At 62.1% G+C, this 19,556-nt stretch carries 22 protein-coding genes; 10 read left to right on the plus strand and 12 right to left on the minus strand.

What is annotated here, in order from left to right; all coding sequences use genetic code 11:
* The first annotated feature begins 2 nt into the window (after window positions 1-2).
* Window positions 3-917 (plus strand): dihydrodipicolinate synthase family protein, encoded by a 915-nt coding sequence (locus FFR93_RS10725; RefSeq protein WP_138393195.1) that lies wholly within the window; start codon window positions 3-5, stop codon window positions 915-917.
* Here FFR93_RS10725 and FFR93_RS10730 read toward each other — a convergent pair.
* On the minus strand, window positions 902-2,926 hold the full coding sequence (locus FFR93_RS10730) for an ATP-binding protein (protein WP_138393196.1): 2,025 nt from the start codon (window positions 2,924-2,926) through the stop codon (window positions 902-904). The genes FFR93_RS10725 and FFR93_RS10730 overlap by 16 nt on opposite strands.
* A gap of 324 nt (window positions 2,927-3,250) precedes the next feature.
* Between FFR93_RS10730 and FFR93_RS10735 the strand changes: the two genes are divergently transcribed.
* Together FFR93_RS10735 and ilvN are read left to right on the plus strand one after the other, a co-directional pair.
* A complete protein-coding gene (locus FFR93_RS10735; RefSeq protein ID WP_138393197.1) occupies window positions 3,251-5,041 on the plus strand; it encodes an acetolactate synthase 3 large subunit in 1,791 nt (596 codons plus the stop codon).
* A gap of 26 nt (window positions 5,042-5,067) precedes the next feature.
* The gene (gene ilvN, locus FFR93_RS10740) at window positions 5,068-5,640 is read left to right on the plus strand and encodes an acetolactate synthase small subunit (protein ID WP_064711583.1); all 573 of its coding nucleotides are present in this window, start codon (window positions 5,068-5,070) and stop codon (window positions 5,638-5,640) included.
* A gap of 134 nt (window positions 5,641-5,774) precedes the next feature.
* On the opposite strand, the gene FFR93_RS10745 is transcribed toward ilvN, so the two are convergent.
* Window positions 5,775-6,623 carry an aldo/keto reductase gene (locus FFR93_RS10745; protein WP_138393198.1) on the minus strand — a complete coding sequence of 283 codons (849 nt, stop codon included), beginning with the start codon at window positions 6,621-6,623 and terminating at the stop codon, window positions 5,775-5,777.
* 151 nt (window positions 6,624-6,774) lie between these two features.
* On the opposite strand from FFR93_RS10745, the gene FFR93_RS10750 reads away from it, so the two are divergent.
* Complete coding sequence (locus tag FFR93_RS10750; RefSeq protein WP_138393199.1) at window positions 6,775-7,368, plus strand: LysE family translocator; 594 nt, start codon at window positions 6,775-6,777, stop codon at window positions 7,366-7,368.
* Here FFR93_RS10750 and FFR93_RS10755 read toward each other — a convergent pair.
* Window positions 7,360-7,836 (minus strand): DUF2269 domain-containing protein, encoded by a 477-nt coding sequence (locus tag FFR93_RS10755; RefSeq protein ID WP_138393200.1) that lies wholly within the window; start codon window positions 7,834-7,836, stop codon window positions 7,360-7,362. The genes FFR93_RS10750 and FFR93_RS10755 overlap by 9 nt on opposite strands.
* A complete protein-coding gene (locus FFR93_RS10760) occupies window positions 7,836-9,107 on the minus strand; it encodes an SDR family oxidoreductase (protein WP_138393201.1) in 1,272 nt (423 codons plus the stop codon). Before FFR93_RS10760 ends, FFR93_RS10755 begins: the two co-directional genes overlap by 1 nt.
* Before the next feature lie 298 nt (window positions 9,108-9,405).
* Here FFR93_RS10760 and nthA point away from each other — a divergent pair, with 298 nt between their 5' ends.
* The 3 genes from nthA to FFR93_RS10775 are packed head-to-tail and all read left to right on the plus strand — an operon-like array spanning window position 9,406 to window position 10,995.
* Complete coding sequence (gene nthA, locus FFR93_RS10765) at window positions 9,406-9,981, plus strand: nitrile hydratase subunit alpha (RefSeq protein WP_246661305.1); 576 nt, start codon at window positions 9,406-9,408, stop codon at window positions 9,979-9,981.
* Window positions 9,978-10,637: a nitrile hydratase subunit beta gene (gene nthB, locus FFR93_RS10770; protein WP_064705536.1), complete on the plus strand. Its 660-nt coding sequence runs from the start codon at window positions 9,978-9,980 to the stop codon at window positions 10,635-10,637. Before nthA ends, nthB begins: the two co-directional genes overlap by 4 nt.
* Entirely contained in the window at window positions 10,624-10,995 is a 372-nt protein-coding gene (locus FFR93_RS10775) for a nitrile hydratase accessory protein (protein ID WP_138393203.1), read from the plus strand. The genes nthB and FFR93_RS10775 overlap by 14 nt, the downstream gene beginning before the upstream one ends.
* A 3-nt stretch (window positions 10,996-10,998) precedes the next feature.
* Here FFR93_RS10775 and FFR93_RS10780 read toward each other — a convergent pair whose 3' ends face one another.
* From FFR93_RS10780 to FFR93_RS10795, 4 genes are all read right to left on the minus strand, one after another.
* Complete coding sequence (locus FFR93_RS10780) at window positions 10,999-11,781, minus strand: anti-sigma factor (RefSeq protein WP_138393204.1); 783 nt, start codon at window positions 11,779-11,781, stop codon at window positions 10,999-11,001.
* Entirely contained in the window at window positions 11,778-12,293 is a 516-nt protein-coding gene (locus FFR93_RS10785; RefSeq protein ID WP_064705533.1) for an RNA polymerase sigma factor, read from the minus strand. Before FFR93_RS10785 ends, FFR93_RS10780 begins: the two co-directional genes overlap by 4 nt.
* A 31-nt stretch (window positions 12,294-12,324) precedes the next feature.
* Window positions 12,325-12,705, minus strand: coding sequence for a hypothetical protein (locus FFR93_RS10790; protein ID WP_064705532.1), 381 nt, complete (start codon window positions 12,703-12,705; stop codon window positions 12,325-12,327).
* 137 nt (window positions 12,706-12,842) lie between these two features.
* Window positions 12,843-13,259 carry a VOC family protein gene (locus tag FFR93_RS10795; protein WP_064705531.1) on the minus strand — a complete coding sequence of 139 codons (417 nt, stop codon included), beginning with the start codon at window positions 13,257-13,259 and terminating at the stop codon, window positions 12,843-12,845.
* A 202-nt stretch (window positions 13,260-13,461) separates the two neighbouring features.
* Between FFR93_RS10795 and FFR93_RS10800 the strand changes: the two genes are divergently transcribed.
* Complete coding sequence (locus FFR93_RS10800) at window positions 13,462-13,950, plus strand: Rrf2 family transcriptional regulator (RefSeq protein WP_064705530.1); 489 nt, start codon at window positions 13,462-13,464, stop codon at window positions 13,948-13,950.
* On the opposite strand, the gene FFR93_RS10805 is transcribed toward FFR93_RS10800, so the two are convergent.
* From FFR93_RS10805 to FFR93_RS10820, 4 genes are all read right to left on the minus strand, one after another.
* On the minus strand, window positions 13,951-15,435 hold the full coding sequence (locus FFR93_RS10805; RefSeq protein ID WP_138393205.1) for a mechanosensitive ion channel family protein: 1,485 nt from the start codon (window positions 15,433-15,435) through the stop codon (window positions 13,951-13,953).
* Between the two features lie 96 nt (window positions 15,436-15,531).
* Window positions 15,532-15,948, minus strand: a complete 417-nt coding sequence (locus FFR93_RS10810; protein WP_138393206.1) for a cupin domain-containing protein — start codon at window positions 15,946-15,948, stop codon at window positions 15,532-15,534.
* Between the two features lie 34 nt (window positions 15,949-15,982).
* Window positions 15,983-16,738 carry an SDR family oxidoreductase gene (locus FFR93_RS10815; protein ID WP_138393207.1) on the minus strand — a complete coding sequence of 252 codons (756 nt, stop codon included), beginning with the start codon at window positions 16,736-16,738 and terminating at the stop codon, window positions 15,983-15,985.
* 66 nt (window positions 16,739-16,804) lie between these two features.
* Entirely contained in the window at window positions 16,805-17,284 is a 480-nt protein-coding gene (locus FFR93_RS10820; protein WP_138393208.1) for a carboxymuconolactone decarboxylase family protein, read from the minus strand.
* 130 nt (window positions 17,285-17,414) lie between these two features.
* On the opposite strand from FFR93_RS10820, the gene FFR93_RS10825 reads away from it, so the two are divergent.
* Both FFR93_RS10825 and FFR93_RS10830 read left to right on the plus strand, forming a co-directional pair.
* Window positions 17,415-18,341, plus strand: a complete 927-nt coding sequence (locus FFR93_RS10825) for a LysR family transcriptional regulator (RefSeq protein WP_138393209.1) — start codon at window positions 17,415-17,417, stop codon at window positions 18,339-18,341.
* 70 nt (window positions 18,342-18,411) lie between these two features.
* Window positions 18,412-19,542 carry an ATP-dependent RecD-like DNA helicase gene (locus tag FFR93_RS10830; protein WP_064705525.1) on the plus strand — a complete coding sequence of 377 codons (1,131 nt, stop codon included), beginning with the start codon at window positions 18,412-18,414 and terminating at the stop codon, window positions 19,540-19,542.
* Window positions 19,543-19,556: the final 14 nt, after the last annotated feature.

Consider the following 19,556-nt stretch of genomic DNA (forward strand, 5'->3'; position numbering starts at 1 on the left):
TCATGTCTTCAGTTTCTCCGTTTCGTGGTCTTTCGGCCTTTCCACCGACGCCCGCCGACATCAATGGTCGCGTGAACGCGCAAGCACTCTGCCGGCTGTTGGACCCTTTGTGTGACGCGGGCGCCGCCTCCATCGGCCTTCTCGGCAGCACCGGGATCTATGCCTATCTCACGCGCGAGGAGCGGCTTCGGGCCGTCAAGGCGGCCGTCGAATGCGTCAACGGCCGTGTTCCGCTTATCGTCGGCGCCGGCGCTCTGAGAACAGACCATGCTCTGGATCTGGCGAGGGACGCCGAGGCTGCCGGCGCGGACGCGCTTCTCCTCGCGCCCGTTTCCTACACGCCGTTGACCCAGGAAGAAGCCTACCAACATTTCCTTGCGGTGGCGAAGGCGACCAGGCTTCCGCTTTGCATCTACAACAATCCCGGCACGACGCACTTCACCTTCAGCCGCGAGCTTTTGCAGCGCCTTTCCGATGTCGAGACGATCAAGGCGGTGAAAATGCCGCTGCCGGCCGACGGTGACCTGCGAGGAGAGCTTGCGCAATTGCGGCAAAAGACCGATCTCTCGATCGGCTACAGCGGCGATTGGGGTGCGGCGGAGGCACTGCTTTCCGGCGCAGACGCCTGGTACAGCGTTATCAGCGGGCTGCTTCCGCGCACGGCGCTCGCTCTGACGAAGGCCGCCATGGCTGGCAATGATGTCGAGGCGCACAGGCTGGATAGCCTGCTTCAGCCGCTCTGGGAGGTGTTCAAGGCGTATGGGAGCATTCGCGTGGTCTATACGCTGGCCGAGCATCTCCTGGGCGTCCAGGCGGAACTTCCGCGGCCCCTCATGCCGCTAGGGCTGGCGGAGCGGCAGCGCGTGCTCGACAACGCTCAGCCGCTGATCGAGCTGGAGCATCAATCCTTGTTGTAAAGTCTGCTCACCGGCTTTTTCAGGATGCTTTCGCGCAGCGACGTGCCCGGTTCCCGGCGAACGACCGGCGGCTGGTCTGCCGGTGGCGCCGGCCGGGGGAAGACGGGTTCTTCGCGACGCAGTTCGCGGCGTAGCGCGTCCAGGCGCGGATCGATCGGGGCCGGCTCGGCCGGGTCCAGCCGCGGCGCCTGCGGTAGCAATTCGCGCCGGTAGGATTCGAGCGGCGCCGAAGCGGGCGCGGGCGGGATGACGGGGTTTGTCTCGAAACCCTCGCCGGTTTCCTGCGCCTCGTCAAAACTCGGTATGGATGCCGCAACGCTCTGCTGGAAATTCGAAATATCAGGCCCGACAGTCACCGCCCGCATGCGGGTGACGATCTTGCGCAGATCGACAGTATCGGGATCTTCCTCACTATGCTTGCTGTTGGCGCTGGCGGCCTTCGGTAGGAGGTTCTCGGCGACCCGGGAGAAACGCATGCGCATCGGCACGCTGATCGCTTCGCCGAAGGCGATCGCTTCCCCGTTGCCGATCGAGGAGATGAAGCTCGTCGTTGAGATCGATGAGTTAGGGATGGCCGAGCGGATGATTTCCTGGTCGCGATCGTTGGCAAGGCGCATGGCAAAGAGCGTCGAGCACTGCGAAAGGATCGTCTGGTCGAGTTCCCCCGGCCGCTGGGTGATGATGCCGAGCGAAACGCCGTATTTGCGGCCTTCCTTGGCGATGCGGGCGATCGCCTGGCGCGTCGGAATGAAGCCGAGATTCGGATCTGACGGTATGTAGCGGTGGGCTTCCTCGCAGACGACAAGCATGTGGATGGCGCCGTCGCTCCAGAGCGCAACCTCGAAAGCCATGCGGCAGAGCACGGAGGCGACCGAATTGACCACTTCGGATGGGATGCCCGCCAATTGGAAGGTGCAGATTGGCCTGCTATCGCCGGGAATACGGAAGATCTGCGCGATGGTGTCGGTGATCGTATCGCTGATCGTGTTGTTGGAGAACATGAAGTGATAACGCGGATCATTGATGGCGGCGATGAGGCGCATCTTCAGCGACCGCAGGAAGGGCTTTTCCCCGCGACCTTCCAGGCGTCCGATGCGTTCGTCGATCAGCGCCAGCAGGTCAGCCATTCGGTAGGGAACTGGTGTATCGGCGGTAATCGAACTCTTTTCCGTGGTGCGGCGCACCAGCGAATTGTCGCTGCCGCGGAACGCCCGCTTGGCCTCGGGCATGATGTCGCGCAGCATGTCGAGCTCTTCGGGCACCGGTGGGCGGCCGCGGAAGACGACTTCGGCGAATTCTTCGAGCCGCATCAGCCAGAAGGGCAGGTCGAGCGTATCGGTGTCGATGGTGACGGCATGCTTCGGAAAAGCGGCGGCGAATTCGTTGTGCGGATCGAGGATCAGCACCCGCAGCTTCGGATCCGCCACGATCGCCTTGTGCAGGAGCAGCGACACGGCCGTCGATTTGCCGACGCCGGTCGAGCCGACAACGGCGAAATGTTTGGAGAGCATCGAAGGGATGTGGATCGCCGCATCGATGCTTTCGTCCTGCGTCAGCTTGCCGATGACGGCGGTCGTACCTGTTCCGGCATCGTAGATGCGCATGAGGTCCGCGGCACGGATGCGATGGGCGATGGCGCCAAGATGGGGATAACGCGAGATGCCGGTCGAAAATTCCTCTCGCCCGTCCTCGTCGACACGGACTTCACCGAGGAGCTCGGTCTCGATCCTGAATTTATTGTCCTCGCCTTCGCCCCACGCATGGCTGCCGGTGTTCATTTGATAAACCAGGGCGACAACACGGTTGCGGCCGACACTGATCGAAATCAGCCGGCCGACGGACCAGAGCTCGGTGAGATCGGTGCCGCCTTGTTCGGCCACGGCGGCAATCGTCGCTCTGGAGCCGCTGCATGCAACGACGCGGCCGAGAAAGCGATTTCCCGGCGTATGGCTGTCGCGGCGATCGTGCTCGCCTGCCTTGCCAGACATGCGCAAGTCGTTGTTGAGCAACGGGCTACTCCCTGCAGTAGCGTTAAAGGATAAGATCGATCCTTTAACAAATCCTTCATCCTATCGATTTTGGCAGGCGCAGGCGCGGCGCAGTTTTTTATTGCGGCATGCGTTGACGCTGCGAAATTTTCTGTCTATCACTTCCCGCCATGAAAATCGCAACGGCTCTTATCGTGGTGGGAAAGCGCATGGGCAGGATGGTGTAACCATCCGGCGACAGCCACCCATGCGCTAAATGACAGGCTCCTCCGGGGCCTTTTTTTGTGCCCGAAATTCGGGCTTCCGGCCACAAACGCAAATCCCAGCATCAAACGGAACAGACAGATGAGCACGGACAATCAGGCGGCAGGCAATCGGATGACAGGAGCGGAGATCGTTCTCCAGGCGCTGAAGGACAACGGCGTCGAACATATCTTCGGCTATCCCGGCGGCGCGGTTCTGCCGATCTATGACGAGATCTTCCAGCAGGACGAGATCAAGCACATTCTCGTGCGCCACGAGCAGGGGGCCGGCCATGCGGCCGAAGGCTACGCCCGCTCCACCGGCAAGGTCGGCGTCATGCTGGTGACCTCTGGTCCGGGCGCCACCAATGCGGTCACGCCGCTGCAGGACGCGCTTATGGATTCGATCCCGCTCGTCTGCCTGAGCGGCCAGGTTCCGACTTCGCTGATCGGCTCCGACGCCTTCCAGGAATGCGATACGGTCGGCATTACCCGCCCCTGCACCAAGCACAATTGGCTGGTCAAGGACGTCAACGAGCTCGCCGCCATCATTCACGAAGCCTTCCGTATCGCTCAGTCCGGCCGTCCCGGTCCCGTCGTCGTCGATATTCCGAAGGACGTTCAGTTTGCGACCGGCACCTATACGCCGCCTGCCGACTACCCGATCCAGAAGAGCTACCAGCCGAAAATCCAGGGCGACCTCAACCAGATCCATGCTGCGATCGAGCTGATGGCGAATGCGCGCCGACCGGTTATTTATTCCGGCGGCGGCGTCGTCAATTCCGGCCCTGAAGCCTCCAAGCTGCTGCGCGAACTGGTCGAGCTCACCGACTTCCCGATCACCTCGACGCTGATGGGGCTCGGCGCCTATCCGGCTTCGGGCAAGAACTGGCTGAAGATGCTCGGCATGCACGGCTCCTACGAGGCCAACATGGCGATGCATGATTGCGACGTCATGGTCTGCATCGGCGCCCGCTTCGACGACCGCATCACGGGCCGTCTCAATGCCTTTTCCCCGAACTCAAAGAAGATTCATATCGATATCGATCCATCGTCGATCAACAAGAACGTCCGCGTCGATATCGGCATTCGCGGCGACGTCGGCCATGTCCTGGAAGACATGGTCCGCCTGTGGCGGGCGCTGCCGAAGAAGCCTGAGAAGAACCGCCTCGAGGACTGGTGGAGCGATATTGCCCGCTGGCGGGCGCGCAATTCATTCGCCTATACGAAAAGCAACGACGTGATCATGCCGCAATATGCGCTGGAGCGGCTCTATGCGCATACCAAGGATCGCGACACCTACATCACGACCGAGGTAGGCCAGCACCAGATGTGGGCGGCGCAGTTCTTCGGCTTCGAGCAGCCGAACCGCTGGATGACCTCGGGCGGCCTGGGCACGATGGGTTACGGCCTGCCGGCGGCCCTCGGCGTCCAGATCGCCCATCCCGGAAGCCTCGTCATCGACATCGCCGGCGACGCTTCGATCCAGATGTGCATTCAGGAGATGTCGACGGCGATCCAGTACGACGCGCCGATCAAGATCTTCATCATGAACAACCAGTATATGGGCATGGTGCGCCAGTGGCAGCAGCTTCTGCACGGCAACCGCCTGTCGCACTCCTATACGGAGGCGATGCCCGATTTCGTCAAACTGGCGGAAGCCTATGGCGCCGTCGGGCTGCGCTGCGACAAGCCGGATGAACTCGATGATGCCATTGTCGAGATGATCGAGGTCAAGAAGCCCGTCATTTTCGATTGCCGGGTCGCCAATCTCGCCAACTGCTTCCCGATGATCCCTTCGGGCAAGGCGCACAACGAAATGCTGCTGCCGGACGAAGCCACCGATGAAGCGGTCGCCAACGCGATCGACGCCAAGGGCCGCCAGCTCGTCTAAGAAAAAGTCAGAGGAACCCCAGGACCATGAACGCACATCTTCAGCCCACGGGCTCTGCCTATTTCATCTCTCCGGAAACGACGGCAATCGAGAGCCACACGCTCTCGGTTCTCGTCGACAATGAGCCCGGCGTCCTTGCCCGTGTCATTGGCCTGTTTTCGGGCCGCGGCTACAATATCGAAAGCCTCACGGTTTCGGAGACGGAGCACCAGGCGCATCTTTCCCGCATCACCATCGTCACGCGCGGCACGCCGCATGTGCTGGAGCAGATCAAGGCGCAACTTGATCGCATCGTGCCGGTCCATCGCGTCGTCGATCTGACGGTGCGGGCGCGCGAACTCGGCCAGGAACGGCCGATCGAGCGTGAGGTGGCACTGGTCAAGGTGATCGGTGAGGGCGAAACGCGCGCCGAAACGTTGCGTCTTGCCGATGCCTTTCATGCAAAGGTGGTGGATGCGACGATCGATCACTTCATCCTGGAGATAACAGGCAAGTCGGCGAAGATCGACCAGTTCATCGCGATCATGAAGCCGCTCGGTCTCATCGAAGTCTGCCGCACCGGCATCGCGGCGATGAACCGCGGCGCGCAGGGGATGTGATATGTCTCAAGCGGGCGCCGGATCCGGCGTCCGCTCAGATTTTTTCCTTCACCGGCAACGCGGGCCGATCGATCCAGTCGTGAACTCTCGGACGGTTTGTTGCAGCTTTATGGCGGAAATCCCACCGGACTCAGCTAAAGCATCTCCAGCGGTTTTTTCTTTGCCGGCGGCGGGAAGGCGGCGTCCAGCGACTGCCAATCCTCGTCGGTGACGTCGAGCGAGACGCAGTCGCGGTTTTCGCGGACGCGTCCTGCATTCGAAGTCTTGGGGATAACGATGACGCCGTCGCGTTTCAGCAGGAAGGCGAGCGCCAACTGGGCAGGGGTCGCCTGGTAGGCCTTGGCGATGCGGATGAGTTCCGCATTATGCAGGATATGTCCCTGCTCAATCGGCGAATAGGCCATGACGGGGACGCCGCGGCTTTGGCACCAGGGCAGGAGGTCATATTCGATGCCGCGGCGGGAGAGATTGTAAAGCACCTGGTTGGCGGCGACATTGGCGCCGTCCGGAACGGCGAGCAGTTCCTGCATATCGTCGGTGTCGAAGTTGGAGACGCCCCAGGCGCTGATCTTGCCGGACGCTTTCAGCATTTCGAAGCCGGCGACGGTCTCTGCAAGTGGATAATTGCCGCGCCAGTGCAGGAGATAGAGATCGATGCGGTCGGTGCCCAGCCGCTCAAGGCTGTGCTCACAAGCTTCGATTGTACCCTTCAGGCTGGCATTCCAGGGGTAGACCTTACTGACGATGAAGACCTCGTCGCGCCGTCCCGTGATCGCCTGGCCGACAATCTCCTCGGCGCCGCCGTCGCCATACATTTCCGCGGTGTCGATCAGCGTCATGCCGAGATCGATGCCGGCTCTGAGGCTGTCGATCTCGGCTCGGGCATCGCCCGCATCCTCGCCCATGGCCCAGGTTCCCTGGCCGAGCGCAGGCACGTCGATGCCGTTCGGAAATCTGACGGAGGGGATGGGGTCGTCCTGCATGGCTCTTCTTCCTGCTCAAGAGATTGGGCCGCGTCGCCATCTTTCAAGTAATCCTGTCACCATGACAATGATGCAATGGCATCCGGAATTTGTGGCAGTTATGCTGACCTAAATAAGAGCAATAAGCAAAAGGCCGGTTTTGGGAGGTCGCATGCCGCTGGATACGTTTTTCGCCCTCGTTCTCTTCGCCTTCACGACCTCGATCACGCCGGGGCCGAACAATATGATGCTCTTCGCCTCGGGCGTGAATTTCGGCTTCCGCAGGACCATCCCGCATATGTTCGGCATCGGCGCCGGCTTCTTCTCGCTGCTCATCGGCGTCGGCCTCGGTCTCGGCGCGCTGCTGCACACGGTGCCCGCCGTTTATACGGCGCTCAAGTTTGCGGGAGGCGCTTATCTCGTCTGGATCGCCTGGAAGATCGCCTCATCGCGTTCGCTCAGCGAAGCCAGGAGCGGTGCGACGCCGATGTCCTTCCTCTCTGCCGCGGTTTTCCAGTGGATCAATCCGAAAGCCTGGGTGATGGCAGTGACCGCCATGGCGACCTATACGATTCCTGAGCTCTATCTCGCGAGCGTGCTGATCGTCGGCCTGGCTTTCGCGGTGGTCAACGTTCCGAGCGTTTCGACCTGGGCGGGCTTTGGCTCGGCGCTCAGGGAATGGCTTTCCGACCCGGTGCGGCTGAAATGGTTTAATATAACCATGGCCGTGCTTCTGGTGGCGAGCCTCTGGCCGATGTTAAAATAAAGCGATCGACGGCTTCGTCAGCATCAGCCAGAAGATGCCGATGACAGCGAGGAAGGCAGGAAAGCCGCAGGCGAACCAGATGCGGTGGAGACTGTAATAGCTGGGCGGCAGGGCGCTTTTCGAAGTTGCTGCTGCGCGAGCGAGGTCGCGCAGCCGGATCTGGATCAAGACGACCGGCAACCAGAACAGGCCGGTCACGACGTAGAGTAGCAGCGACAGCGTAATCCAGCCCTCCGCGAGATCCCAGCCGATCGATCGCGCCAGGAGATAGCCGGTGACCGGCTGGAGAATGACCGCGGTGGCCGTGAATAAGGTGTCGGCGATGACGACGGTCCCAGCGACATGGGCGATCAGCGACGGATCGCGGGTGCGATGCGCCATCACCATGAAAAAGGCGATGCCGGCGCCGGTGCCGAAGAGCACGGTCGCGCCGATGACATGGGCAAGCAGCAGCCATTGCTCGGGCATCAGCGTTCATCCAGTGTGGCAAGGGCCGTGAGCGTCAGCAGGATCGACGGCAGTACCTTGATAAGGGGCCCGAGCGGATCGAGCCAGAGCGCCGGTTCGAGAAGTGTGCCGCCTGTCAGATAGGCCAACGAGACGGCCAGCATGCCGAGAAGGGCGCGTTTGGCGAGCGGGCGGACAAGAATGGCGACGCCGAGGGCGATGTCGATGACACAGGTGACAAGCGTCAGCGCCGTTGCCGCCGCCTCCGGCATGAAGGGCAGGAAGTGAGCAGAGGCCTTCGTCACCGACAGCAGCGGGATAAGGCCGGAGAGCAGCCAGAAGGCCGACAGGCCTGATATGACGATCGGCTTCAGCAGATAGAGCCTGGCGAACCAGAGATCCTGCACACCGGAGGGATTGGCCGCGAGCGTTGCCGCGGCCGAAGTCGAGGGAAGCCTATTTTTCACGTCCGCGCCTCGCACACCTTCCGACATCACGGTCATCGCTGTCGAGCGCAGCGGTGAGCGCCAGCCGAACAGGCCGGAGAGATCGGCAAACCACGTCACCGGCCTGGCGAGCCATGGGGCAAGAGAAAAGACACGCGCCGGCGGCAGGCCGAGCCATTGCCGGTGAAGGTGCACGAGATCGGCGAGCGTCAGTGTCTCGTCGGCGGCAAGAACGATATCCCCGCGGAGATCGCCTGCAACCGCCCGTGAAACGGCTTGCGCCACGTCGTCCGCCGAAAGCGTTTCGACCGGACTTTGCGCATGGGTGAGCGGCAATACAAGGGGAAACGCGGCCAGCGCTCTGATGAGCGACGAGCCGCCATGAGCATTGCGGCCGAGAACGACGGCAGGGCGCAGGATGACGTAAGGCAGGCCGCTTGCCGCCAGCGCCTCGTCGGCCCGCCGTTTGGTGGCGAGGAAGGGAAGGACGGCGGCCGCTCCCGCCGTCCTTGCCGATATCTGGACGATCAGGGGCTGAGAGTGTTTGGCGGCGGTATAGAGCGCGAGCATCGCATCTGCCTGTGTGGCGGTCACATCGTCAGAAAGACTGTTCTGCAGCGCGCCAGCGCAATTGACGACGGCATGCTGGTCCTTGAGGAGATCGTCCCAGTCCTCCGCCTTCGTCATGCGTGCGAGATCGTCCTGCCGCCAGTGTATAGCAGGCTGCTTCAAGCGCGCCCGTCCGGGATTTCGGCCGAGCCCTGTTACGCTGTGTCCATCAGCCGCGAGCCGGGCTGCGACGACGGAGCCTATGAAGCCGGTTGCGCCAAGAATCAGGATGTTCATTGTGAGAGATTAACGGAAATGCGTGAGGGGGATAGGAGGACTTGGCGGGGGCATAGGGTGTGATAGAAAGGGGAGAGATGTTCATACGCGGATGCTTTGAGGAAGGGCCGGACCTTGCCGCGAGTCCCCCGCCGCCTCCTCCGACCCCTGGGGCCACATTTCTTCCCCTGGGGAGAAGGGGAAACCAGCATTGCAAGAGAGAAGAAGCGGCCGGCCTATTGCCGTTCGGGAGGACATAGCCTTGCACGACCATGACCACGACGAGCACCGTCACGATCACGACAACCATTACTCCGATATGCAGGCGCGCGTAAAAGGGCTGGAAACGCTGCTGACCGAGAAAGGGCTGATCGATCCGGCGGCGATCGATGCGATTGTCGAAACTTATGAGACGAAGGTGGGGCCGCGGAATGGTGCTCGGGTCGTCGCGAAAGCCTGGAACGATTCCGATTTCGCCGAGTGGCTGAAGCGCGATGCGACGGCGGCGATCGCCAGCCTCGGTTACATCGGCCGGCAGGGCGAGCATATGCGCGCCGTCTTCAATACGACCGACACCCATAACCTCATCGTCTGCACGCTCTGTTCCTGTTATCCCTGGTCTGTGCTCGGCCTGCCGCCGGTCTGGTACAAGGCGCCGGCCTACCGTTCCCGCGCCGTCATCGATCCGCGCAGCGTGCTTGCCGAGTTTGGGCTGGTGCTGCCAGAGGAGAAGAAGATTCGTGTCTGGGACTCCACGGCAGAGCTGCGTTATCTCGTGATCCCCGAGCGGCCAGAAGGGACGGCGGGGATGAACGAAGCTGCACTTGCCGACCTCGTCAGCCGCGACGCGATGATCGGCACCGCAGTCGCCGGCAGCCCGGAGGCGCTATCATGAATGGACCGCACGATCTCGGCGGTCAAATGGGCTTCGGGCCTGTCTCGCCCGAAAAAGGCGAGCCCTATTTTCATGCCGAATGGGAAAAGCGGGCGCTGGGGATCACCCTTTCCTGCGGCGCCTTTGGCGCCTGGACGATCGATGAAAGTCGGCATGCACGCGAGAGCATTCCGCCGGCCGATTATCTCGCGGCGAGCTATTACGAGATCTGGATCCGCGGCGTGGAGATGCTGCTGGAGCGGCACGGCTTTGCGACGCGCGAGGAATTGTTGTCCGGGCACAAGCTGCGGGACGGCGCGGCGCCGAAGCGGGTGCTAAGGGCGGAGATGGTGCCGGCGGTGTTGGCGAAAGGCGGGCCTTGCGATCGTCCCGTCGAAACCGCGCCGCTCTTCGTGGTCGGCGAACGGGTAAAGACGAAGAATTTCAACCCTGCGACGCATACACGACTGCCGCGCTATGCGCGCGCCAAGCAGGGCGTGGTCGAAGCAGTGCAGGGTTCGTTCGTTTTTCCAGACGATAATGCGCATGGCAAGGGCGAGAACCCGCAGTGGCTCTATACCGTCGTCTTCGATGGAGCAGAGGTCTGGGGCGAGGGCGCGGATCCGTCGCTGACGGTCTCGATCGATGCCTGGGAGAGCTATCTTGAGCCTCTGTGAAACATCCCCTCAGATCGCGCAATCGCCGGGGCTGCCGACGTCGTCGGAGGGTGATCCCGTCTTCCCCGAGCCCTGGGCGGCGGAAGCCTTCGCCATGGCCTTGTACTTGCACGAAAAGGGCATCTTCACCTGGAGCGAATGGGCAGCGGCTCTCTCAAAGGAGTTGCATCAGCCAAGCCGCGCCAAGGACGGCAGCGACTACTTCGACTGCTGGGTTGCGGCGCTTTCAGGGCTCCTGGTTAGCCGTGGCATAGCGGATGCATCCGCCATCCTCGACCTGCAGAAGAGCTGGCAGCGTGCGGCCGAAGCCACGCCGCATGGGAAGCCGATCGAGCTCGCTAACGACCCGCTGCGCTGAGTCTCACGACGGAAACTGCCGATAGCACTCCTCGGCCACCTCACGTAGTGTCTCGCGCGAGATTTCGCCGGTGACGGCGTAGCCGAGTTCACCATCGATCCAGTAGAAGGTCTCGAGATTGCCGGATGAAGCGAATCGGAAGCTCGTGGTGCGGTTTTCCCTATTGCGGCCGACCATGACGGTCAGGCGCTCGCCGGCCTGGTTCTCGTACATGAACATCGCGCCCGGCCTGCCGTCGACCGGCAGCAGGCGGCCGCCGACAAGCTTGAAGCCGAGCGGCTGCAGGTTGGGGATCTTGAGGTTTTCGATCGCTAGGCGCTTGCCGAGCCAGGTGGCGAGATGGGCCTCCTCGTCGGCGAAAACTTCGACGGGATGGCGAACTTCGGCGGCATAGACCGTAAAGGCGGTCTCGGCCTGCTTAGGCAGGGTCTCCGAGCCGGCAAGCTGCAGACCCGGCGTTTCCAGAAGACCTGACCCATAGTGGCCGCTGACGGCGCCGAGCGCGAAGACGAGCAGGGCCGCAGCGGCGGTCCTCCAGTGCCTTGCCCCCGATGAGACGGCGCGGGCGGGTGCGACGAGAAGGGGATCGGTATCCTTGGCCTTCTCGTAACCTGAAAAGAGCGAGCGGATGCCCGAACTTTGAGCCTGCCACTCGGCGACCATTGCCGCCTCCTCCGGATTGTCGGCGAGGTAAGCCTCGACGCGGGTGCGCGCCGCTTTAGCCAGCTGGCCGTCGGCATAGGCGTGGAGATCGGCTTCGGTGACGCTCGGATTGGTCTCGTTCATTTCGGTCTCCGGAGCGTAATGATGTTGTCGGCCTTCAGGTGCTCCGCGACTCGCCGACGGGCGCGCGACAGTCGGGACATGACGGTGCCGATCGGAATATCGAGCGCGGCGGCGACCTCGCTGTAGCTATATCCCTCGATGACGACGAGCATCAGCACGGCGCGGTGCTCCTCCGAAAGGCTGTTCAGCGCATCGTTGAGCCGGGCGCGCTCCAGCGGATCGGCCGCCGGTTCGGGGGCGGCTACATCCTCTGCGGCGTCGAGTTCGACCAGACCGCCGCGTCTTTTGCCGCGCCGGCCGTTGCGATAGAGGTTCGTCATAATGGTCAGGACCCAGCCGCGCAGATTGAGTCCGCGCCATTGGCCGCGGTGCGTCAGAATCTTCTCGACACAGTCCTGGAGCAAATCCTCGCCGTCGGCATCCGAGCGCGTCAGGCTGCGCGAATAGCGCCTGAGCGAGGGGAGGAGGGCCAAGATCTGGCCCTCGAAGCTTTCCGGTGCGGGTATCTTCATGCCGGCACTCTTGGCATCAAGGCCCTAGCTATCAAGGTTTGGCGAGATCCCAGTTGCCGCCGACACCGTCGCCGGTGATGTCGCCCATCTTCTTGTCCTTGACCCAGTAGTAAAGCGGCATGCCATCCTTGGCCCATTGCTTCGTGCCATCCTTACGGTCGATGATCGAATATGCACCATCAGCCTTGGCATCGGAAGCCGCCATCAGCGGAGGCCAGTTTTTGGCGCAGTCGTCATAGCAGTTGGAAACGCCTTTGGTGTCTTTCTTGAAGGTATAGAGGGTCATGCCGTTTTCTCCGGCCAGGACTTTGCCCTTGGCGGAATCTACTTCCTTGACGGGAGCGGCGGCGAAGGCAGCTGTCGCGGCAAGGGCGGCTGCCGCCACGACGGGCAGGAATTTCACGCGTGTCATGATGTCTCTCCTCAGGTTTGGCACGCAATGCTGCGATACCTGAGATGAGACACGAGGCGAACTGGTTTTATTCCTGGTTAAGCGAAAATTTTAGCGGGCGAGGCCGGGACGAGCGGCTTCGCCCGGAGGCGCTATGGTTATTGGCTGGAGGCAGAGGCCGCCGCCATGTCGACCCAAACGGCTTCGAATATATGGCCATCCGGATCCTCGAAGGCGCGGTTGTAGAGCCAGGCCATGTCAGTTGCCGGGCGCGGATCGGCTATGCCGCCGGCCCCGGCGGCGGCCTCGACGATGGCGTCCACGTCTTTGCGGCCGTCCATTGTCAGCGCGATCAGCATCTCGCTTGCCTTCCGTGCCTCGGCGATGGGTTTCGAGGTGAAGGTCGCGAAGTAATCGCGCGTCAAGAGGTGGAAGACGATGGCGTCGGACCAGACCATATTCGAGGCCTGGTGATCGCTGAACTGTTCGTTCTTGCTGCAGCCGATCGCTTCGTAGAAGCGGGTAGCAGCGGCGAGGTCTTTCACCGGCAGGTTGACGAAGATCATCTTGGGCATCGCGTTCTCTCCTCTCTTTCTTTATTCAAATGCCTGCGTAATCGTGTCGCTGGTATGAATAGACGATCTGAGCCGTCCCGTCCCGATGTTCACGGCGCTACGGCAGAGCCTCGCCGTCGCCGGCAATCATTTACATCGCGCACGTTTGCGGATAGCATATATCCTTAATTCCGTGGCAGAACCGGCCGTTGCGAGTTTTTGAATGATCCTGAAAAGCCAGGTTGAGTGGGCGCTGCACTGCTGCGCCATTCTCGCGGGCCTGCCCGAGGGCAGGTATCTCTCCACCAAGGCGCTCGCCGAGCTGCATGGTCTGCCGAAGGAATATCTCTCCAAGGCGCTGCAAAGCCTTTCGCAAGCTTCCCTTGTCAATACCACGCTCGGCCCGAGCGGCGGCTACAGGCTTGCGAGATCCCCGTCCGAGATCAATTTCCTCGACATCGTCGAGGCGGTCGAGGGAAAGGCGCGCAGCTTCACCTGCACAAATATTCGGGAGAACAATCCGTGCCGGCCGGCAGGCTATTGCGACAGCAAGCCTTGCGCGGTCGCGCGCGTCATGTGGGAAGCCGACGAGGCCTGGCGGAATACGCTGAGAGCCGTCCGGCTCTCCGATCTCGTCGGCACCTTATCCGAGGAGGTACCGGCCGATATCTGGCAAGGCACGTTTCAGTGGGTGCTCCAGCGTGCCGGCTGATCATGCCCTGAAGATGGTCCTGATGGTCTTGAGGATGGCATGGGCGTTGCGAACCTGCTCCGGCGGCAGAGCGGCGCCGTCGCGGAAGCGCTCGGCGCGCTCGGCGAGGGCTGCGGCAATCTCTTCGGCCAGGGCGGGGCGTTCGGTGAGCAGCGGCGCGAAGGCCTCCTGGTCGATTTCATAAACCGCCGTCGGGGTCAGGGCCTCGAGGGTGCAGACTTCCTGCATGCCGGCGAGCAGGCCGGTCTCGCCGAAAAAATCGCCCGGTGCAAACCGCCCGCGCTCTTCGCCTTCGCGCCGCGCCACGATAATGCCGGCGCGCACCATCATCAGCGAGGGTAGCATTTCGCCCTCCCGCACGATTACATCGCCTTTGCGGAACTGCCGGACAGTGGAGGACTCGGCGAGTTTCTCCTTTTCATCGGATGTCAGCGTCGCCGCAAAGACCGGAATGGCTTGGATCAGCGCAAGCGGCGTTACGCTTGGCGGCTTGGCGTTTTCTTCCGTCGGCAGATCGGCGGTGAGGACCTTGGCCGCCGGTGGAACGGCGAGAAAGAGGCCGGCGGATTTGCAATGGCGATAGACGAGATCGAGCACCTCGTTTCGCGCCGGCACGCGCTGACTGGGGCTCGTCACCCGAAACTGCAGCTCGACTTCGAGCGCGGTGGCATCCAGGCCCTTCAATGCGACGACCGGCGGCGGCTCGCGCACAATCGAATTGCAGCTCGTGAGCGCCGAGAGCATGACCTGGCGGATCGATGCTGGCATCCGTGTGGGCGCGATGCGGATGGTAAGAAACAGCAGATGGGTCTCGTCCGGCCGGCTGACATTGGTCAGGCCGAGCTTGGCAAGAAAGCTGTTCGGCAGCACGACGATATTGTTGCCGGGCGTCAGGATGTGCGTCGCACGCCAGTTGCTCTCGAAGACGCGCCCTTCCGTGCCATCGCTCAAGAGGATCCAGTCGCCGATGACATAGGGACGGCCGAGCGTCAGCGCGATGCCGGAGAAGACGTCGGCGAGCGTGTTCTGCAGCGCGAGACCGAGAATGATGGCGACCACGCCTGATGTGGCGACGAGGGTCCCGATCGGCACGCCGAAGGCGAAGGCGAGGATCGAGAGCATCATGCCGATATAGACGATGCCGACGACGAGATCTTGGAGCAGGCGGGCCTCGCGCGGGCTGCCCTCCAGCACCAGATAGAGCCTGATGAAGCCGATGACGGCCCATGCGAGGTGGATCCACCAGAGCGATTTGGCGAGGATGACGAGCAGGGCCTGCGGGTCCTGCGACGCATATCCTTGGAAGCGGTGGGGTTCGATGCCGCTGCCGACGAGGATCAGCGTCATCATGGCAAAGAAGAGGATCTGCACCACCAGCCGTGTTGTCGGCCGCTGGCTGGAGAGGAAGTACCAGACGATGATGCCGGCGAAGCCGACCGCTATGAGAGATATCAGAGGCTTGCCGAAGAGCGCGTCGTAGATCATCTCACTCTTTCTCCGGGAGGGGCGGGCGGCGCATGATTGAGCATGTCGGCCAGCCGCGCAAGCATGGGCTCGCGCAGATGGCCTTTGGCGGGGTCGTCAGTTCTGCAGCGGGAAAGTCAGCTCCTTCTGATCGGTGTCGACGACGAAGACGGCAAGCAGGCGGGCCGGCTGCGTCTCACTGCCATTGGCGCTGACGCTATGGCGGTCGCCCGGCATTTCCGAGAAGCTCTCGCCGGCCTGATAGGTCTTGACCTGACCGTCATTCACCTGGCTGCGGATCGATCCCTCCAGCACGGTGGCGTAGATGAAGGCCGAGTCGGGATGGGTGTGGCCTTCGGAGAGACCACCGGGGCCGTATTCGACCAGCACGCCCTTGATGCTCTTGCCCGGCACGTTTGGCAGTTCGTGTTCATAGACGAGCGTCACCTTGGCGGATTTGCTGCTGTCGTGGGCGGAAGCGCCGGTCGTTGCCAGAAGGGCGAGGGCGGCAGCGAGGAATGATGACTTGATCATGGGAATCTCCTTGTCGGCTGGGTGAGGAGGCCGATCAGTTCGGCCGGGCGGATGTGGCGAACCACTGCTCGAAGGTGATCGAGCCGAGGCGCGGATCGTCGTCGGATACAAGCGACTGGTCGTTCAGCCTGGCGCCGAAATATTTCGCCTCGGCGTCTGCCTCCACGGTCCGCGGGTCCTTCATCGCCTTTAGATAGCGGGCAACAAGCTCGCTGAGACGGACCCGCTCCGGGCCGGATATTTCGATCGTCTTGTTGGCCGGGGCGGAGAGCGCCACGTCGGCCATGGCGTCGGCGACGTCGTCGGAAGCGATCGGCTGCACATAGGCGGGCGACAGGCGAACCGTCTGGCCGACCGTGCCGGACTGGGCGATGCCGTTCAGGAACTCCATGAACTGCGTCGAATGCACGATGGTATAGGGAATGCCCGACGCCCTGATCAGCTGTTCCTGGGCGAGCTTGCCGCGGAAATAGCCGCTTTCCTGCAGCCGCTCGGTGCCGACGACGGAAAGCGCGATGTGATGCTTCACGCCGGCAGTCTTTTCCGCGGCGAGCAGATTGCGCCCCGATGTCTCGAAGAAGTCGAGTACTGCCTTGTCCTCAAAGGAGGGCGAGTTGGCGAGGTCGAGCACGACGTCGGCGCCCGCCAACGCTTCCGCCAGACCTTCGCCGGTGACCGTGTTGACGCCTGAGTTCGGCGAGGCGGCGCTCACCTCATGCCCGCGCTTGCGCAGGCGATCGACAGTCTTCGAACCGATGAGGCCGGTTCCGCCGATGACAACGATTTTCATAACAGATCTCCGTTCGCTGCCATGATTACGGCAGCGTCAAAGTTTCTTCTGAATGGATTGCGAGGGTTAGGTCAGGCCGGCCTTATCAAGACCATAAGCCTTGTCGGCCGTGCCGGGCACGGTCTTGAAGCCGACATTGACGCGGTTCCAGGCATTGATGGCCATGATGACGAAGGTCAGATCCGAGATTTCCTTTTCCGAAAGTTGACCGCGAACCCGCTCGTAGATCTCGTCGGGGACGCCGCCCTCCGGCAGCTTCGTCAGCGCTTCCGTCCAGGCAAGTGCAGCGCGCTCGCGAGGGATGAACAGGTTGGATTCACGCCAGATGGCGACGTGATGGAGCCTAAGTTCGCTCTCGCCATGGATCTTTGCCTGCTTCACATGCATGTCGAGGCAAAAGCCGCATCCGTTGATCTGCGAGGCGCGGATCTCGATCAGCGCCTGAAGCTTCTCGTCGATCACGCTGCTGCGGAGCGCCATGCTGAATTCCATGAACTTCTTGAACAGCTCCGGGGACTGCTGGGCATAGTTCAATCGTTGGGTCATCTCTCTCTCCTTTATTAAGGATATTTGATATCCTTATGGATAAAAGATATCCGTAATATCTGGACTGTAAAGCCATTCTCGCTTAGTCTGCCCGCATAAAGCCTATGCGCAAAAGTATGAGGGGGCAGGGATGGATATCGTTTCAGCATTGCGGACCTTTCAGCGCGTCGTGGAGACGGGGTCCTTCTCGGCGGCGGCGCATGATCTCGACGTGACGCAGCCAGCGGTCTCACGGCAGATCGCAGCCCTCGAAGTCCATTTCAACACGCGCCTGCTCCATCGCACGACGAGCGGCCTGTCGCTGACGGCGGAGGGGGAACGGATGCTGCCGATGGCGCTCCGGATTCTGGAAGCGGTGGAGGAACTGGGCGATGCGGCCGGCTCTGAAGGGGCCATGGCTTCCGGGAAGGTCAGGCTCAGCGTTCCTGCGCCGCTCGGCCTCTATCTCAGTGAGCGGCTCGGCGATCTTCTTGCCGCCTATCCGAAGCTTTCGGTCGAACTGCTCTTCAGAGAGCAGAGCTCCGATATGATCGAGGAGCGGCTTGACCTCGAAGTGCGCCTCGGACCGGTCGCCGACAGTAGCCTCGTCTGCCGGCGGATTGGCTGGACCACAGCCTTCCTTGTCGCGTCTCCCGCCTATCTCGCGCGCAGGGCTGCTCCGCGCGCGCCCAAGGACATCAAGGATCATGAGTGCTTGTGCTACAGCAGGGCAGGCGAGGCCAATACATGGTCCTTCTCGAACGGCTCGGAAGACCTATCGGTCAGGATTTCGCCGCGGCTGACGGCCTGCAATGCCGTCGCCATTCACAGGGCTGCCCTTGCCGGCGCGGGTCTCGCGGTGCTTTCCCATATTATTGCTACGCCCGATATCGCGGCCGGCCGGCTGGTAGCCGTGATGAAGGATTTCCAGCCGAGCCGGCTGCCGGTCACCGTCGTCTATCCGTCGCGACGCAACATGCCGCTGCGCGTCAAGACAGTTCTGGATTTTCTCATCGACGCTATGGGGCGGGATCCATCAATGTGCGCGAGCGGTGCGGACCGGCAGTGGAACGGATGATCCCCCGGCCCGGCGATTTGCCGTTTTCCGCCTTGCCTAACGCCGGCGAATCCTGCCAAGTCCTGCGATCATGCAATTCGCGCCGCAACAAGACGAAGCCCTGAAGGCTGTTTCGAAATGGCTGAAGGAAGGGCGCTCTCCGCTCTTTCGCCTGTTCGGCTATGCTGGGACGGGCAAGACGACGCTTGCCCGTCATTTTGCCGAAAATGTCGATGGCGATGTGCTGTTTGCCGCCTTCACCGGCAAGGCGGCGCAGGTGCTGCGGTCGCGCGGCGCTTCCAATGCCAAGACCATCCATTCGCTGATCTACCGACCCCGCGGCGAAGAAGCGGTGGAAGATGAGGAGACTGGCAAGACCTCGATTGCGCCAATGTTTTCGATCAACCGGCAAAGTCCGGTCGCGAAAGCGGCGCTGATCATCGTCGACGAATGCTCGATGGTGGACGAGGCGCTCGGCAAGGACCTGATGAGCTTCGGCACGCCGATCCTTGTGCTCGGCGATCCCGGCCAGCTGCCGCCGGTCAGCGGCGGCGGCTACTTCACCAATCAAGAACCGGATTATCTTCTGACCGATATCCACCGGCAGGCGCGCGACAATCCGATCATCAAGCTCGCCATGCAGGTGCGCGAAGGCAACGAGATCATGTATGGCGATTACGGCACGGCCAAGGTGATTTCGAAGAACGAGGTGACGCAGCAGCTCGTGCTCGACGCCGATCAGGTGCTCGTCGGCACTAACCGGACGCGGCGGCGCTACAATCAGCGCCTGCGGGAATTGAAGGGTTTCACCGCCGATTATCCGCAGACTGGTGACAAGCTCGTCTGCCTTCGGAACGATCCGGCCAAGGGCCTGCTCAACGGCTCGCTCTGGCAGGTGATGACCTCATCGAAGGAAACGACGAAACCCGGCATCAATCTCCTCGTTCGTCCCGAGGACGACGACATGGATCGCGGGGCGGCCAAGATCAAGCTGCTGAAACAGGCTTTCGAAGATGTCGAAGGCGAGATCCCCTGGAACACCCGCAAGCGCTATGACGAGTTCGATTACGGTTATGCGCTGACCGTACACAAGGCACAGGGTTCGCAATGGAACGACGTTGTGCTCTTCGACGAGAGCTGGGCCTTTCGCGACACGCGAGAACGCTGGCTGTATACCGCAATCACCCGCGCGGCGGAGACACTCACGATCGTTCGCGGATGAGGTTCGGCCCGGGA

Source organism: Rhizobium sp. MHM7A (assembly GCF_005862215.1).
Taxonomy (GTDB): domain Bacteria; phylum Pseudomonadota; class Alphaproteobacteria; order Rhizobiales; family Rhizobiaceae; genus Rhizobium; species Rhizobium bangladeshense.